Source organism: Streptomyces sp. 184, assembly GCF_045781775.1.
In the GTDB taxonomy this organism is placed as follows: Bacteria; Actinomycetota; Actinomycetes; order Streptomycetales; family Streptomycetaceae; genus Streptomyces.
Genome location: NZ_CP123230.1, coordinates 6,817,995 through 6,834,482 on the forward strand (window position 1 = coordinate 6,817,995; position 16,488 = coordinate 6,834,482).

General features: G+C 74.4%; 11 protein-coding genes. 1 reads left to right on the forward strand and 10 read right to left on the reverse strand.

All coding sequences use genetic code 11. The annotated features are described in order from the left end of the window. Window positions 1-2: 2 nt before the first annotated feature. Window positions 3-587, reverse strand: a complete 585-nt coding sequence (locus QBL21_RS28975) for a YqgE/AlgH family protein (RefSeq protein WP_407565183.1) — start codon at window positions 585-587, stop codon at window positions 3-5. A gap of 423 nt (window positions 588-1,010) precedes the next feature. Here QBL21_RS28975 and murA point away from each other — a divergent pair, with 423 nt between their 5' ends. Next, window positions 1,011-2,372, forward strand: coding sequence for a UDP-N-acetylglucosamine 1-carboxyvinyltransferase (gene murA / locus QBL21_RS28980; protein WP_407565184.1), 1,362 nt, complete (start codon window positions 1,011-1,013; stop codon window positions 2,370-2,372). A gap of 152 nt (window positions 2,373-2,524) precedes the next feature. On the opposite strand, the gene QBL21_RS28985 is transcribed toward murA, so the two are convergent. The 9 genes from QBL21_RS28985 to QBL21_RS29025 all read right to left on the reverse strand — a co-directional run bounded on the left by QBL21_RS28985 (window position 2,525) and on the right by QBL21_RS29025 (window position 16,387). Then, a complete protein-coding gene (locus QBL21_RS28985; RefSeq protein WP_027741684.1) occupies window positions 2,525-2,806 on the reverse strand; it encodes an HU family DNA-binding protein in 282 nt (93 codons plus the stop codon). A 269-nt stretch (window positions 2,807-3,075) separates the two neighbouring features. After that, window positions 3,076-4,509 carry an NAD-dependent malic enzyme gene (locus QBL21_RS28990; RefSeq protein WP_407565185.1) on the reverse strand — a complete coding sequence of 478 codons (1,434 nt, stop codon included), beginning with the start codon at window positions 4,507-4,509 and terminating at the stop codon, window positions 3,076-3,078. Window positions 4,510-4,933: 424 nt separating this feature from the next. Beyond that, complete coding sequence (locus tag QBL21_RS28995; RefSeq protein ID WP_407565186.1) at window positions 4,934-7,222, reverse strand: HelD family protein; 2,289 nt, start codon at window positions 7,220-7,222, stop codon at window positions 4,934-4,936. Between the two features lie 131 nt (window positions 7,223-7,353). Beyond that, on the reverse strand, window positions 7,354-8,082 hold the full coding sequence (locus tag QBL21_RS29000; protein WP_407565187.1) for an anti-sigma factor family protein: 729 nt from the start codon (window positions 8,080-8,082) through the stop codon (window positions 7,354-7,356). Beyond that, complete coding sequence (locus QBL21_RS29005; RefSeq protein WP_407565188.1) at window positions 8,079-8,627, reverse strand: sigma-70 family RNA polymerase sigma factor; 549 nt, start codon at window positions 8,625-8,627, stop codon at window positions 8,079-8,081. The genes QBL21_RS29000 and QBL21_RS29005 overlap by 4 nt, the downstream gene beginning before the upstream one ends. Before the next feature lie 66 nt (window positions 8,628-8,693). Next, window positions 8,694-9,836, reverse strand: coding sequence for a uroporphyrinogen-III synthase (locus tag QBL21_RS29010; protein WP_407565189.1), 1,143 nt, complete (start codon window positions 9,834-9,836; stop codon window positions 8,694-8,696). Between the two features lie 51 nt (window positions 9,837-9,887). Next, the gene (locus QBL21_RS29015; RefSeq protein WP_407565190.1) at window positions 9,888-11,273 is read right to left on the reverse strand and encodes a nitrate/nitrite transporter; all 1,386 of its coding nucleotides are present in this window, start codon (window positions 11,271-11,273) and stop codon (window positions 9,888-9,890) included. Between the two features lie 432 nt (window positions 11,274-11,705). Then, window positions 11,706-13,001: a GTP-binding protein gene (locus QBL21_RS29020; protein ID WP_407565191.1), complete on the reverse strand. Its 1,296-nt coding sequence runs from the start codon at window positions 12,999-13,001 to the stop codon at window positions 11,706-11,708. A 134-nt stretch (window positions 13,002-13,135) separates the two neighbouring features. Next, window positions 13,136-16,387 (reverse strand): GH116 family glycosyl hydrolase, encoded by a 3,252-nt coding sequence (locus tag QBL21_RS29025; protein WP_407565192.1) that lies wholly within the window; start codon window positions 16,385-16,387, stop codon window positions 13,136-13,138. Window positions 16,388-16,488: the final 101 nt, after the last annotated feature.

Consider the following 16,488-nt stretch of genomic DNA (forward strand, 5'->3'; position numbering starts at 1 on the left):
GATCAGTTCAGGCTCGGGTCGTCCGGATATGTCGCGACCATGGCAAGCTCGCTGCGCTGCCGCCGCAGCACCGCCCGCCACAGCCCCTCAGGCGCAGGCGAGGACACGTCACCGGGTTCGGACTCCACGACGTACCACGCGCCGTCGTCCAGCTCCTCCTCCAACTGCCCGGGACCCCATCCCGCGTACCCGGCGAAGATCCGCAGCGTGCCCAGCTCCGCCGCCAGCAGTTCCGGCGGCGCGTCCAGGTCGACCAGGCCGATGGCGCCGTGCACCCGGCGCCAGCCGAGCGGGCCCTCGCCGCCGCCGGGTCCGCCGCCCTGGTCGCCGGGGACCACCGCCAGGCCGAGCGCGGAGTCGAGGGAGACCGGGCCGCCCTGGAAGACCACGCCGGGGTCGCCGGCGAGGTCGGCCCAGTCCTGGAGCACGTCCCCGACGCCGACGGGCGTCGGGCGGTTGAGCACGACCCCGAGCGACCCCTCCTCGTCGTGGTCGAGCAGGAGCACCACGGTCCGGGTGAAGTTCGGATCGGTCAGGGCCGGCGTCGCGACCAGCAACCGGCCCGTGAGGGATGACACCTCCGTCATGCGGACATGATCCCGCAGTTACGGGCGCGTGGGGAGCGGACGGCCGAGGAATACGGCAAAGCGCGCACCCGCGCCCGGCGCCCGCGGCCCCCGCCGCCCCTCCCGGCCCACCGGGTGCGTACGCGGCGCCCCGCCCGGCGCACGGGCCCCGTCCGCGCGCGGCTGCGCGCCCACCCCGCCGGTTCCGCCCCCGCACCCCGCATACCCGCGCCCCCGGCGCCCGCCCCGGCCCTCCGCGCCGGGCGCGCAACCCCGCCGTCACCCTGCGCATCCGCGCGCCGTACGCAGAGTCCCCTGACGTCACCCTTCGGGTTCTGTAGCGAATTCATGACGTTCCCACTCCCGCCCTGGCCCGGGGGAGGGGTATCCGCGGGGCATTAGCATTTCTGTCTGTCCCAGCCCGTCTCCAGGATCGCGAGCCCCATGACAGCTCCTGACAGCGCCGATGTCCTTCTCGTCGACGGCGGTACGCCCCTGAGGGGCGAGATCCACGTCCGCGGGGCCAAGAACCTCGTGCCCAAGGCGATGGTGGCCGCGCTGCTCGGCAGTTCCCCCAGCCGGCTGCGCAACGTCCCGGACATCCGCGACGTGCGGGTGGTGCGCGGGCTGCTCCAGCTCCACGGCGTGACGGTGGGCCCGGGCGAGGAGCCGGGCGAGCTGGTGCTCGACCCGACGCACGTGGAGAGCGCGCACGTCGCGGACATCGACGCGCACGCGGGCTCGTCGCGTATCCCGATCCTCTTCTGCGGCCCGCTGCTGCACCGCCTGGGCCACGCCTTCATCCCCGGCCTCGGCGGCTGCGACATCGGCGGCCGGCCGATCGACTTCCACTTCGACGTGCTGCGGCAGTTCGGCGCCCGGATCGACAAGCGCGCCGACGGGCAGTACCTGGAGGCGCCGCAGCGGCTGCGCGGGACGAAGATCCGGCTGCCGTACCCGTCGGTCGGGGCCACCGAGCAGGTGCTGCTGACGGCCGTGCTCGCGGAGGGCGTCACGGAGCTGTCCAACGCGGCGGTGGAGCCGGAGATCGAGGATCTCATCTGCGTGCTCCAGAAAATGGGCGCGATCATCGCGATGGACACCGACAGGACCATCCGCATCACCGGCGTCGACAAGCTCGGCGGCTACACGCACCGCGCGCTGCCGGACCGGCTGGAGGCCGCCTCCTGGGCGTCCGCGGCGCTGGCGACCGAGGGCGACATCTTCGTACGCGGCGCGCTCCAGCGCTCGATGATGACGTTCCTCAACACCTTCCGGAAGGTCGGCGGCGCCTTCGACATCGGCGACGACGGCATCCGCTTCTGGCACCCCGGCGGCCCGCTGAACGCCATCGCGCTGGAGACCGACGTCCACCCCGGCTTCCAGACCGACTGGCAGCAGCCGCTGGTCGTCGCCCTCACGCAGGCGTCGGGGCTGTCGATCGTGCACGAGACGGTGTACGAGTCCCGCCTCGGCTTCACCTCCGCGCTCAACCAGATGGGCGCGCACATCCAGCTCTACCGCGAGTGCCTGGGCGGCACGCCCTGCCGCTTCGGGCAGCACAACTTCCTGCACTCCGCGGTCGTGTCCGGGCCGACGAAGCTGGAGGGCGCCGACCTGGTCATCCCGGACCTGCGCGGCGGCTTCTCGTACCTCATCGCGGCGCTGGCGGCGCAGGGCACCTCGCGGGTGCACGGCATCGACCTGATCAACCGGGGCTACGAGAACTTCCTCCAGAAGCTCGCGGACCTCGGCGCCCGCGCGGAGCTGCCGGAGGTCCCGGTCGGCGCCGCCGCGGCCGGCTGACCCGCGCGCCGAAGCCCACCCGCAGCTCCCTGTCCGCGGTTCCCTGTCCGCAGCGCCCCCGCCCGCGGCGCCCGTACGGAGGGCGGCCGGGCACAGGCGGAGGGCGGCCCGACCCCGCTGGGTCCGGCCGCCCTCCTTGTCGTCTGCGGGCCTTACTTGCCCTTGGCCGCTTCCTTGAGCTTCGAGCCGGCCGTGACCTTCACGCTGTAGCCAGCGGGAATCTGGATCGGCTCGCCGGTCTGCGGGTTGCGGGCGGAGCGCGCCTTGCGGTGCGTGCGCTCGAAGGTCAGGAAGCCGGGGATGGTGATCCTCTCGTCGCCCTTGCTGACGACCTCCCCGGCGACCTCGGCGAGGGCGGCCACCACGGCGTCGGCGTCCTTGCGGGTCACCTCGGCGCGTTCTGCGATCGCGGCCACCAGCTCACTGCGGTTCATATCTGTCTCCCGTGTTTTCTTGCCATTGAGGCGTGAGATCAAAGCCGATGCTGCCAGGACCCGCTGACAGTCCCCGTAACCGGGTCCCATGACAGCGCCTCGCGCCCGACTACGCATCCTGCCCTCACCTGCGGCGGAAACGCCAATCCGGCGCCCTGGCGCGTCGTACACCGCTGCCCGTCCATCCGCACACTTATGACGTACGCGCGGCCCGAAAGCCAGCCGACGCGCCGCGTTCCGGCCCGTTCCCACGCGGGGTACAGGGCCGGTTACGCCCCGCTGGTGGGGGTCTCCGTCACACCGGCGGCCTGGGCGGCGTCGCGCACGGCGTCGGCGACGGCGGGGGCCACCCGGTCGTTGAAGACGCTCGGGATGATGTAGTTCGGGTTCAGCTCGTCGTCCTGCACGACATCGGCGATGGCGCGGGCCGCGGCGATCATCATCTCGGAGTTGACGGTCTGCGAGTGCGCGTCGAGCAGACCGCGGAAGACGCCGGGGAAGACGAGCACGTTGTTGATCTGGTTCGGGAAGTCGCTGCGCCCGGTGGCGACGACGGCGGCGTGCTCGCGGGCGGCGGCCGGGTCGACCTCGGGGTCGGGGTTGGCCAGCGCGAAGACGATGGCGTCGGACGCCATGGCGGCCACGTCGGCGCCGTCGATGACGTCGGGGGCGGAGACGCCGATGAAGACGTCCGCGCCGCGCACGGCGTCCTTGAGGGTGCCGGTGAGGCCGTCGCGGTTGGTGTTCTCGGCGATCCAGCGCAGCGCGCTGCCGGGCGCGGCGTCCACGAGGTCGGCGCGGCCGGAGTGGACGACGCCGTTGATGTCGGCGACGACGGCGTGTTTGGCACCGGCCTCGATCAGAAGCTTGAGGATCGCCGTGCCGGCGGCGCCGGCGCCGGACATCACCACGCGCACGTCGGCCAGCTCCTTGCCGACCACCCGCAGCGCGTTGGTGAGCGCCGCGAGCACGACGATGGCGGTGCCGTGCTGGTCGTCGTGGAAGACCGGGATGTCCAGCGCCTCGCGCAGCCGCGCCTCGATCTCGAAGCAGCGGGGCGCGGAGATGTCCTCCAGGTTGATGCCGGCGAAGCCGGGGGCGATGGCCTTGACGATCTCCACGATGGCGTCGGTGTCCTGGGTGTCCAGGCACAGCGGCCAGGCGTCGATGCCGGCGAAGCGCTTGAAGAGCGCCGCCTTGCCCTCCATCACCGGCAGCGCGGCCTTGGGGCCGATGTTGCCCAGGCCCAGCACGGCGGAGCCGTCGGTGACGACGGCCACGCTGTTGCGCTTGATGGTCAGCCGGCGGGCGTCCTCGGGGGTCTCGGCGATCTGCATGCAGACGCGGGCGACGCCGGGGGTGTAGATCATCGACAGGTCGTCGCGGTTGCGGATCGGGTGCTTGGACTGCATCTCGATCTTGCCGCCGAGGTGCATGAGGAACGTACGGTCGGAGACCTTGCCGACGCTGACGCCCTCGATGCCGCGGAGCTTCTCGACGATGGAGCGCGCGTGGTCCGTGGAGGCGGCGGCGATGGTGACGTCGATACGCAGCCGCTCGTGGCCGGAGGCGGTGACGTCCAGTCCGGTGACGCTGCCGCCGGAGGACTCCACGGCGGAGGTGAGCTGGCTGACGGCGTTACCCCCCGCGGGGACCTCCAGCCGGACCGTGTTCGAGTAGGAGACGCTTGGCGCCGTTGCCATGGCCGTGTGTTCCCTCTTGTGTGGCGTAGCCACGGGGCGCGACACGCCCCGCTGCGGATCGCATCGATGGTCGCACCTACTGTGCGGTATCCGCTAACCGGTCAGGAAGGCCCTATCACTTTTCCCCCGACGTGACCGGCGGCGACGCCCGCCGCCCGGAGGGACGGCGACGGGCCGGGTGCGCGGTGTCCGTACCGCTCACCCGGCCCGTGGAAGCCTGGTGGCACCGACCCGCCAGCTCGCCTCGCGGCAAGTGGGCGCTCGAAGCGCCGATGGTTGGGCCCGGGGGCATGGATCGGGCCGGTGCCACTGCCAGGCTAACAAACCATCCCCGTAAGGCCATTCCCGTCTCGGCGGCCCCCGGCGCCCCCGCCCCGCCGCGGGCCGCGCCCGCCCGCGCTGGAGGACCCCGCCGCCGGAGGGGCTACGGGCGCAGCAGGTCCGGGACGCCGTCGGCGTCCGGGAGGTCCGGGGGCGTGGCGACGACCGTGAGGCGCTGCGTCGCGCGGGTCAGGGCCACGTACAGCACCCGCAGGCCCGCAGGCGACTCGTCGGCCATCTCCGCGGGCGAGAGCACCACCGTCGCGTCGTACTCCAGCCCCTTGGCCTCCAGGCTGCCCAGCACCACCACGCGCTCCCCCAGGTCCGCCAGCCGCCCGCGGGCCTGCTCGCGGCGGCCCATCGGCACCACCACGCCGACCGTGCCGTCCACGTCCGCCAGCAGCTCCCCGACCTCCTCGCGCACCGTGTCGTACGGATCCGCCCCCGCCGCCCGGAACGCCGGCACCACCCCCGTCGAACGCACCGCCTCCGGCGGCTCCGTGCCGGGCATGGCCAGCGCCAGGACCCGGGAGGCGACGTCGGCGATCTCCGCCGGGTTGCGGTAGTTGACGGTCAGGGTGAAGCGGCGCCGCGGGCGGGAGCCCAGCGCCTCCGTACGGGCCGCGGCGGCCTCCTCCGGGTCCGGCCACGAACTCTGCGCCGGATCGCCGACGACCGTCCACGTCGCGTGCCGCCCGCGGCGGCCCACCATCCGCCACTGCATCGGGGTGAGGTCCTGCGCCTCGTCGACGATGACGTGGGCGTACTCCTGCCGCTCCTCGTCGCGCCGGCGGGCCGCGGGCGCGGTGCGGTCCGCGTACGTCGTCAGCTCCTCCAGGCCCGTCAACTGGTCCAGCGGGTCCAGGTCCCGCTGCCTGGCCGGCTTCGGGGGCGCGCCGAGCAGCACCCGCAGCTCGTCCAGCAGCGCCACGTCGTGCACGGTCAGGCCGTCCCGGGCCAGGGAGCGGGCGAGGCGGCGCACCTCGGCGGGGGTCAGCACGCGCCGCGCCCAGCCCGCGAGCCGCCGCTCGTCGGCGAGCGCCGCGAGCACGCCGCGGGGCGTCAACTCCGGCCACCAGGCGTCGAGGAAGTCGATGAAGTCGTCCTCGGTGGCGATGTCCTCGTCGAACGCCGCGCGCGCCTCCGCGGCCAGCTCCGCGTCGTCGTAGCGCGGCCGGGCGCCGGACCGCTGCCACAGCGCGTCCAGCAGGAACCGGCGGGCCCGCGCCCGCAGCAGGTTCACCGGCGCCGTACCGCCCAGCACCGCCTGCCGTACGCGCGACAGGTCCCGCGCGTCCAGCTCCACCCGGGCGCCGAACGCGACCACCCGCAGCCGCTGCGGCGCGCCGCCCGCCTCCAGCGCACCGCGCGCCGCCCGGCGCAGCACGCGCACCATCCGCGCCGAGCCCTTGACCCGGGCCGTCTTCGGCTCGTCGTACAGCGTCGCCTCGGCGCCCTCGACCAGCGAGCCCACCGCGCGGATCGCGACCTGCCCCTCCTCGCCCAGCGACGGCAGCACGCCCTCGGTGTACGCCACGAGCAGCGGCGTCGGGCTGACGACGAGGATCCCGCCCGCGTACCGCCGCCGGTCCTGGTACAGCAGGTACGCGGCGCGGTGCAGCGCCACCGCCGTCTTGCCGGTGCCTGGGCCGCCCTCGACCTCCGTGACGGAGGCGGCGGGGGCGCGGATGACGGTGTCCTGCTCGGCCTGGATGGAGGAGACGATGTCGCGCATCGCGTGCGTACGGGCCCGGCCCAGCGCCGCCATCAGCGCGCCGTCGCCGACCACCGGCAGCGCGGCACCGGCCAGCGTCACCGACAGCTCGGGCCGCAGCAGGTCGTCCTCGACGCCGAGGACCCGGCGGCCCTTGGAGCGGATCACGCGCCGCCGCACGACGCGGCCGGGGGCGACGGGGGTGGCGCGGTAGAACGGCGCGGCGGCGGGGGCGCGCCAGTCGATGACCAGCGGGGCGTAGTCGGAGTCGAGGACGCCGAGGCGGCCGATGTGCAGGGTCTCCTCGATCCGGGCGCGCTGCTCGCCGCCGGCGGCGCCGGCGTCCACGGCGTCGTCGGCGGGCTCGACGGAGGTGTACGCGCCGTCGGGGCCGCGGACGCCGTCCTTGCCGGGCAGGAGGTCGATGCGGCCGAAGAGGAAGTCCTCGAACTCGCTGTTCAGCCGGTTGAGATGGATGCCGGCGCGGAAGACCTGGGCGTCGCGCTCGGCGAGCGCGCCGGGGGTGCCGACCTGGCCGCGCTTGGCGGCGTCGCTCATGAGGAACTCCGCCTCGTGGATCTTCTCCTCAAGGCGGTCGTACACGCGGTCCAGATGGTCCTGCTCGGCCTGGATCTCGCGATCCCGGACGGAGTCCGGGGCGGTGATGTGCGCGGTCACCCGCGGCCCCCTTCGTGCGGACAAGGCAGCCGTTCATCTTACCTCTCGCGAACGGGTGGGCGGCGGTCAGCCCAGGTCGGCACGGGTGTGCGGTCGGTGAGGTCGGCTGACGTTACGCCGCGGGCGTACCGTCAGCCGATGTCCGCCGGGATCACCACCAGGCGGTCGCCCTCCGACGTGACCACCTCGAAGTGGTCGATGTCGTCCGGCGACATGCTCGTGCCGCCGGTCGTGCGCAGGCTCGTCCCGCCGCCCTGGCCGCTCGCGCCCGCGTTCCTGCCGGTGCCGGCGCCGTAGCCGTCCGCGGGCACTCCCCAGCTCGTCACGATCTCGTGCGACCCGTCCTTGCCCACGGCCTGGAGGTCGCAGCGGCGCGGGCCGGTCACCCCGCGTAGATCCAGGTCCACGCTCGTGCCCCAGGTCACCGGGCGCATGCCGATCCTGGCCTCCACGCCCGTCTCGGGGTCCACGGCCCGTACCTCCTGCCCCGCGACGTCCTCGCGACGCTGCTCCGACCCCTCGTCGCCGATCAGCACCACCGCCGTCACCACCGGCGCCGCGACCGCCACCACGGCCGCCGCCGCGACCGCGACGACCAGCTTCCGGCGCACGAGCCGCTGCCGGGCCCGTACCGCCGTCAGCTCGGCCAGCAGCCGGTCGAGCGCGCCCGGCGGCGGCTCCTCCGGCGCCGGCACGTCCGCCAGCATGTCGGCGACCGGCACCAGCTCCGCCAGCGCGGCGGCGCAGCGCTCGCACCCGGCGAGGTGCTCCTCGAACCGCTCCGCCTCGTCCTGCTCCAGCGCGCCGATCGCGTACGCCCCGACGTCCGGATGCCGCTGTTGCCCGTGTTGCCCGGTCACGGCACCACTCCCCGTTCCTCCAGGGACAACCGCAGCGAACGCAGCGCGTAGAACACCCGTGAGCGCACCGTTCCCGCCGGTACGCCCAGCACCTCGGCCGCCTCGTTCGCCGTCCGGCCCTTGAAGTACGTCTCCACCAGCGCGGCGCGGTGGGCGGGCGTCAGGTCGGCGAGCGCGTCGGAGAGGGTCATCAGCCGCAGCACCCGGTCGGTGTCGTCGGCTGCCGGGACGCTCTCCAGCGGCGCGGGGTCGGTCTCGCGCGGGCGCGCCTGCCGGCTGCGGTGCCCGTCGATGACTATCCGGCGGGCCACGGTGACGAGCCATGGCCGTACGGAGCCGTCGGCAGCCGCCAGTTCGTCGGCGTGCCGCCAGGCGCGCAGCAGCGTCTCCTGCACGACGTCCTCCGCCCGGTGCCGGTCACCGGCGACCAGGCGCAGCACGAAGCCGAACAGCGGGCCCGCGTGCTCGCGGTAGAGGACCCGCATCAACTCCTCGTCGGGAGTCGGCTTCGAGCGCTGCGCTGCCACCACGGCATCGTCCCGCATCCCTCACCTCCGGGTCGAGGAGTACGGAGCGCGCGGCCGGAGCGTTCAACAGCCCGTGCCGATCGTTCAGACCACGGCGTACTTCGCGTCCGCGGAGGGGTCCAGGGACAGCCGGTAGCCGCGCTTGACGACGGTCTGGATGAGCTTGGGCACGCCCAGTGCCGTACGCAGCCGGGTCATCGCCGTCTCCACCGCGTGCTCGTCGCTGCCCGCGCCCGGCAGCGCGCGCAGCAGTTCGGCGCGGGAGACGACCCAGCCGGGGCGGTGGGCCAGGGTGCGCAGCAGCGACATGCCGGCCGGCGGCACGGGGCGCAGCTCGCCGTCGATGATCACGGCGTGGCCGCGGATCTCCATGCGGTGGCCGGCGACCGGCAGCGGCCGTACGCGGCCGGGGAGTTCGACGGCGACGAGCTGGACGAGCGGCCCGAGGCGGTAGCGCTCCGGCTGGGCGGTCGGCACGTCGTGCCGCTCCAGCGGCAGCGCCGTGAGCGGCCCGACGCAGGCGGGCAGCACGTCGTGGCGCAGGGCGTCCAGGACCTCGTCGCGGAAGTGCCGCGCCGCCGCCCGGTCCAGGAAGCTCGCGGCGGCCGGGGCGCTGGTGAACGTCACCGCGTCCACGCCGCGGGCGACGACCGCGTCCAGCAGCCGGTCCAGCGGCGCCGGGTCCTCCGGCGGCATCCACCGGTAGACCGGCACGACGATGACGACCGCCCCCGCGGCCCGTAGCGACTCCACGAAGCCCGGCAGCGGCTCGCCGTGCTGCTGGAGCGCCACCCGCCGGCCCTCGGCGCCCTCGGCGAGCAGCCGGTCCAGCACCTCCGCCATCGACTCCGACGCCGGCGACCACGCCTCGGTCAGCCCCGCCGCCCGGATCGCGCCGCGCACCTTCGGCCCGCGCGCCAGGAGTTCGACGCCCGCCAGCTTGTCGAGCAGCGCGTCGCCCAGGCCCCAGCCACCGGCGGCCTCGACCCAGCCGCGGAAGCCGATGGCGGTGGTGGCGACGACGACGTCCGGCGGGTCGCCGAGGAGCGCCTTCGTCGTGTTCAGCAGCTCGTCGTCGTCGTGCAGGGGCACGATCCGCAGCGCGGGCGCGCGGTGCACGATCGCGCCGCGCCGCGCCAGCAGCGTGCTCAGCTCGTCCGCGCGGCGGGCGGCCGTGACTCCGACGGAGAAGCCCTCCAGGGGTTTGACCTCGGCGGGTACGGTCATGGTTCGCTGCTCCCCGGTCGGTGCCGTTCGTGCCGTGCCATGCTGCTGCGCTCATACACCCGCGTACGCGGGCTGCCGCGGTTCCGTGCCGTCCGCGCCGCCGTCGTGCGCCGCGTGCGCGCGCGGGCCGCGCAGGTATACGACCCAGGTCACCACGAAACACACAGCGTAGAAGACGAGGAAGGCCACGCAGGCGGCCGTACCGCTGCCGTTGGCGAGGAAGGACTGCCGGAACGCCAGGTTGATGCCGAGGCCGCCGAGCGCGCCGACCGCGCCGATGAGCCCGATCGCGGCGCCGGACAGCCTGCGCGCGTACGTGCCGGCCTGCTCGCCGCGCAGCCCCATGGCCTGCGCCTTCGCCTGGTAGATGCCCGGGATCATCTTGTACGTGGAGCCGTTGCCGAGCCCGGAGAAGAGGAACAGCGCGACGAAGCCGACGAGGTAGACGGGCAGCGACTCCCGTACGGAGGCGAAGACGACGACGGTCGTCGCCGCGGCCATCGCGGCGAAGTTCCACAGCGTGATCCGCGCCCCGCCGTACCGGTCGGCCAGCCACCCGCCGACCGGCCGGATCACCGAGCCGAGCAGCGGCCCGATGAACGTCACCGACGCGGCCTGGAGCGGGGTGCGGTCGAACTGGGTCTGGAGCACCAGCCCGAAGGCGAAGCTGTAGCCGATGAACGAGCCGAAGGTGCCGATGTACAGGAACGACATGATCCACGTGTGCGCGTCCCGTACGGACTCCTTCGCCGCACCGGTGTCGTTCCGTACGGGCGCCAGGTTGTCCATCCGCAGCCACGCGAGCGTCGCGGCGACGACGATCAGCGGCAGGTAGGCCGCCAGCAGCACCCGCGGCTTGCCCTCGCCGGCGACGGCGATGACGAGCAGCGCGGCGAGCTGGATGACGGGCACGCCGATGTTGCCGCCGCCGGCGTTGAGGCCGAGGGCCCAGCCCTTGCGGTGCAGCGGGAAGAAGGCGTTGATGTTCGTCATCGACGAGGCGAAGTTGCCGCCGCCGACGCCGGCGAGCGCGGCGACCAGCAAGAAAGTGCCATAGGAGGTGCCCGGTTCCATCACCGCGAACGCGGCGGCGGTCGGCAGCAGGAGCATCAGCGCGCTGAACACCGTCCAGTTGCGCCCGCCGAAGCGGGCGACGGCGAAGGTGTACGGCACGCGGACGCAGGCGCCGACGAAGGTGGCGACGGAGACGAGGAAGAACTTCCCCGCGGCGTCGATGCCGTACTCGTCGCCCATGAAGAGGACGAGCACGGAGAAGAGAGTCCAGATGGAGAAGCCGATGTGCTCGGAGAAGACGGAATAGAGGAGGTTGCGGTTGGCGGTCTTCTCGCCCTTCTCCGCCCAGAACTCCTCGTCCTCGGGATCCCACTCCTCGATCCAGCGCTTCCCCCTGCGCGCGGTCTGCCCGGAGCCGGTCATCGCAGCCGTCCCTGCCCTTCGTCGGCGGGCCGCCGGCCCGCTGGGGGCGGCGGATCTGGTTCAGGGTGACCGTAGGGACGGTGGGTTTCCACCCTGTGTTGACAAGTGACGCACGCGCAACCTTGCCCTCACTCAAGGCGGCCTTGACAGGTGAGGGAGGAGCGTTCGCGGCGGGTGGAAGGGCGCGGTATGGCGGCTGGACCAGGGGTTTTACCGGGGTTCACGTGGCTGTAACAGGGGCGCGGTGCGGGGGGTATCGGGGCGGGGTATGGCAAGGATCGGGGCGCGGGGCGGGTGCGGCGGACGGCGTGGCGGAGGGTGCACGGAGGTCGGGGCGCGGCGGGCTCGCGGTGCAGGTGCGGCAGGTGTTGCGGCGGGGGCGGCGAGGCTCGCGGTGCGGGTGCGGCGGGTGTTGCGCGGGTGCGGCCTGGGTTACGGCGGGGGTGTGGCTGCCGGCAGGCGGTGGACGGGGCGGGGGTAGGCGGGGTGGAACGCGGCCGGAGGTGTCGCCGCCGACGTCGTCGCGCACGCCGCCGCGTCGGCGGCGCGCAGCGCCGCGGCCACCGCCGCCTCCAACTCGGCCGCCGGGCAGGCCAGGCGCGCGTTGACCAGCACCCGCGCCGACCGCATCGCGCCGCCGTCGGCGTCCACCGCCGGCGCCCTGCCGTCGCCGACCGCGGACGCCTTCGTCGTACGGCCGTCCGGCGCGGTGAGGTGGACCTTCGCGTGGCCGACGAGGGCGGCGCCGGCGGTCAGTTCGGCGAGCAGAGTCGCGGCCCAGCGGGCGGAGGGGAAGCCGGCGGCGGGGGCGGGGTGCGGGGCGCGCACCTCGGCGGCGCGGACCTCGACGGTGTGGTTGAGCCAGGCGAGGCGGGCCTCGGCGGCGGCGTAGCGGTCGTAGTCGATGACGAGGTCCCGGTCGGCGCCCGCACCGGTTCCGCCGGGAGCGCCGGGGACTGCGGCAGCGCGCGGCGCCGCCGCGGCGGCGGGAGCGCCGGGCGCCACGGGCGCGGCAGGGGCGGCGGGCGTCGCGGAGGCGGCTGGGTGCGTGCGGTCCGCGGGAGCCGCGGGGGTGGCGGGGGCTTGGCGGTCCGGGAGGCTGCCGGGCGACGCCGGGGGCGGGGGCGTGAGTGCTTCGGTGAGGGCCGGGAGGCCCGTGCCCGTGCGGGCGGAGTACGTCAGCACCGGCGTGCCCGGGTGCAGCGACGCCAGCGCGGTCCGTACCGCCGCCGACAGCGCCGGGTCCGCCGTGTCCGCCTTGTTGAGCGCGATCACGTCGGCATCCGCGAGCTGCCGGTCGAAGAGGTACGCGAGGTCCGCCTCCCCGGCCCGCCCGATGGCCGCGAAGCGGGCCGGGTCCACCACCGTGACCAGCGGCGCGACGCGGAAGCGCGCCCCGTACAGCCGCCGCAGCGGCCGTACGACCGTGGCCCGGAGGTCCGTACAACTGCCGACCGCCTCGGCGAGGACGGTGTCCGCGCCGTACTCCTCGACGGCCCGCGTGACGACGTCGAGCAGGTCCTCGAAGCGGCAGCAGAAGCAGCCGCCGGTGACCTCGCCCGCCCAGCCGGCGGCGGCCTCGGCGAGGCGGGTGTCGACGAGGTCGTCGCCCTGGTCGTTGGCGACGAGCGCCACCCGCCGCCCGCGGGCGCTCAGTTCGCGGGCGAGGGCGGCGAGGGTGGTGGTCTTCCCGGCGCCGAGGAAGCCGCCGACGGCGGCGAAGGTCACGGGGCCGGGGTCCGACCCACCCGGCGCGGCGGCCGCCGCACCCGCGGGCGACGCACCCCCTGGCGACGCCGCCGGGGCCGCGGCCGGGCGCCGGACTTCTCCCGCGCCGGCCCCCGTCCGCGTACGCCGCGAGCTCACCGGTACGTCACCTCCAGCGTCTCCCCCGCCCGCAGCACGACCTCCTCGGCGAACTCCGCCGCCACCCGCCCGTTCTCGGCGAGCGTCCTCCGTACGGCGACCCGCCGCCTGCGCCCGTCCCGCCCGGTCAGCTCCGCCCGCGCCCGCGCGCCGCCGCGGGCCGGGGCGGCGAGCGAGGTGAGCCGCAGCGCCCCGTACCGCAGTTCGGCGCGCGCGGTGAGCGTGCGGCCCCGGCGCCGCTGGCGGTAGAGCCCCCATCCCTCCGCCGTGACGAACGCCGCGGCGAAGTCCCGGCCGTCCCCGATCCGCGGCGCGAAGCCGAGCCGGCCGCGCGGCCCGTGGTAGTCGAAGCCGGTGGCGGCGAGGTAGACGGCGTGGCTCATCATGGCGCGGGCGTAGTGGTCGGAGCACTCGATCTCGTTGTACGGGTTCCGCTTCTCGGCGCTGTGCCGGTCGTGCACGGCGCGGGTGACGGCCAGGGCCTCGTCGGTCAGGCCCTCGTGCATGAGGTGGGCGGCGAACTGGTACTCCTGCCCCGTCCACACCTCGTTGAAGTACCCGATCGCGAACGGCTCGCCGCTGCCGGGCGCGGTGTCGCTGCCGCCGAAGGGCCACGTGCACATGACGGTGCCCGCCTCGCCCTCGGTGGAGTAGATCCGGCCGCCGGGGATGCCGGAGACGTCCTTGTAGGACTGCGCGTCGGGCAGGAAGTTGTGGCGGTAGAGGTGGGTGAGGGCGGTACGCGCCTTGTCCGCGGGGAAGACGCGCGGCAGGCCGAGCTGGAAGGCGTACGTCTGGCCGTACATCTGGTCGATGTGGCAGCCGCGGTTGGAGTTGATGGCGTCGGCGTGGGCGGGGTCGACGAGGTGCTCGAAGTAGCCGTAGCGCTCGTTCCACATCCGCGCCTCCAGCTCCTTCGTGCCGCGCGCGGCCAGCTCGCGGCAGTCGGCGGCGAAGGCGGCGTCGGCCATCTCGTCGGCCATGGCCGCGGCGGCGTGCAGGGCGGCGACGTAGAGGCCGGAGATCCAGGGGATCTCGCCGTACCAGGAGGCGTCGAGGGTGTTGTACTGCTCGCCTTCGAGTACGCCGTCGGGCTGCCGGCCGTCGAGCGCGTCGGCGCGCATCAGGTACTCGGTGGCCTTCTTCACGCGCGGCCAGACGCGGGTGAGGAACGCGGCGTCGGGGGCCATGAGGTGTTCGCGGTACGTGCGCAGCACGTTGCCGCACTGGCCGTCGTGGGCGACGTGCCGGGCGGCCTCGCCCCGGTAGTCGACGGCGCCGGTGTCCTCGTGGAAGGCGAGGCCGAGGTCGACGCGCTCGCGGGTGTCGCGCTCCAGCGCGGGGAAGAGCCGGGCGGCGGACTGGGCGTAGTTCCAGACGTGGGTGCAGGTGCCGTCGCAGCAGTACAGGCCCTCCCAGGCGTAGAAGCGGCCGTCCTGGAAGCGGTGGGCGGTGGAGGTGGCGAGGGTGGAGGCGGGCGCGAGGGTGCGTTCGAGGAACCAGTGCGGGAGGGTGGCGTCCTCGTACCAGGTGCGGACGAACTCGTGGGTGGCCGCGGCGAGTTCGTCGCCGTGGCGGCCGAGGTGGGCGGCGGCGGCGCGGGCGTCGGCGAAGCGGGTGCCGTAGTGGCGGCGCAGGGAGTCGGCGCCGGTGAGGTAGCCGAAGAGCTGCCGGTCGACGCGGTCGAAGTGCCAGGCGAGGACGAAGCGGATGCGGGCGGTGCCGCCGGGCGCGAGGCGTACGGGGACGGTGACGGTCCCCGCGACGGTGGTCCGGCCGCCGTCCGCCTCGGCGGGGGCGTCGGCGGAGTCGAAGAGCGCCTCGGGGGTGGACCAGTCGGCGACGGAGGGGCGGACCCGGGCGGCGGGGTGGGTGGCGGCGAGAGCGAAGCTGCCGTGGTCGGGCAGCTCACCGAGGGGCTGTTCTGCGGCGGGAGTGTCGGTGAAGCGGATGCGGTCGACGTTGAGGTGACCCCAGCCGCCGGTCGAGTCGTCCACGATCTCGATGGTCGCCGTCTTGCCCTCGTGGGCGCTGACGTCGTACGCGCGGGGGGTCATCGGCTCGGCGTTGCGGCCGGTGAAGGACGCGACGGTCTCCCCGTCCACGACGACGTTGACGCACGCCTTGCCGGCCTGGCTGCCACCGCCGACCGCCACGGCTACGTAGCGGCGCTCGATGGTGAACGGCTCGCTGACGAGCTTGCCCCGGTGGCCGTCGGCCGCGGCGGCGTCGCCGCCGGCGCGGAAGTGGTGGGAGGTGACGAAGCGGGTGCCGGTGACGCCGAGGTCGCCGAAGCGCTTGAAGTAGTCCGGGCACTCGGCCTCGGTGACGGGGCCGGGCCCGAAGGCGGTGCCGGTGGCGGTCCAGCGGGCGTAGTCCGTACGCTCCCAGTCCTCGAAAACGATTTCCTCGCGCGGGGGTTCGGGGAGGGTGCCCTTGCGGGCACCGAACTGCACGCCGGTGGCGTCGTCCGCGAAGGGGGCGGCGGTGAGGGTGACCGGCTGGGCGGTGCGGCTGCGCAGGCACACGGGGTTCTCGGCGAAGCCGAGGAGTTCGGCGGTCAGCGGGCGGCCGGAGGTGTTGCGGAGGGTGTATTCGAGGACGGTGACCGGGAGCGAGGAGTCGTCGACGGCGGTGGGGACGAAGGGGGAGTACGCGTCGAGCGTGACGGCGAGCGGGACGCCGGGGTCGGCGTAGGCGACGGTGCCGACGGGGTAGCGCCCGCGGAAGACGACGTCGGCGAACCCGGCGGCGTCGAGCGCCCGGGTCCCGCCCCCTCCGCCCTCGGGCGTCCACCGCAGGGCGAACCCGGTGGCGAACGGCGCGGTCACCGGCAGCGGTTCGGCGTAGTGGACGCCCTGCCAGTCGGCGCCGCCGTAGGGGAAGCTGTCGGGGTTGTTCACCTCCCAGAGCCACAACCGCCCGTCCCCGGCGAGGTACACCTGCCCGGCCGCGAGCCCGCCGACGGGCATCCCGACGTTGCGCAGCGCGTCCCCCCGGTACGCGGTCCCCTTGCCCCGCCGCCGCAGCTCCTTGAACCACCCCGCGTCCAGCCCCTTGTCGGCGGGCACCGCGACGGCACTCCCCGGCGACAGCCCCAACGCCACGGCCGCGGCGGCCCCGAGCGCGACGAACCCCCGTCGGTTGAGCCCCTCCGGCGCCCCGGCGCAGCCGCCCCGCGGCGGACAGCAGCCGGCGCCGGGGCGGCAGTCGTGATCTCCGGCTCGTCCGGCACGGTCGACGGTCATGGCGGCCCTCCGCATCCCTCGACTCAGGTATGAAATCGATTTCGGAAGCTAGGGACGACCGAGGATGCCGTCAACCCCCCGCGCACGAAAGGCCCGTGCGG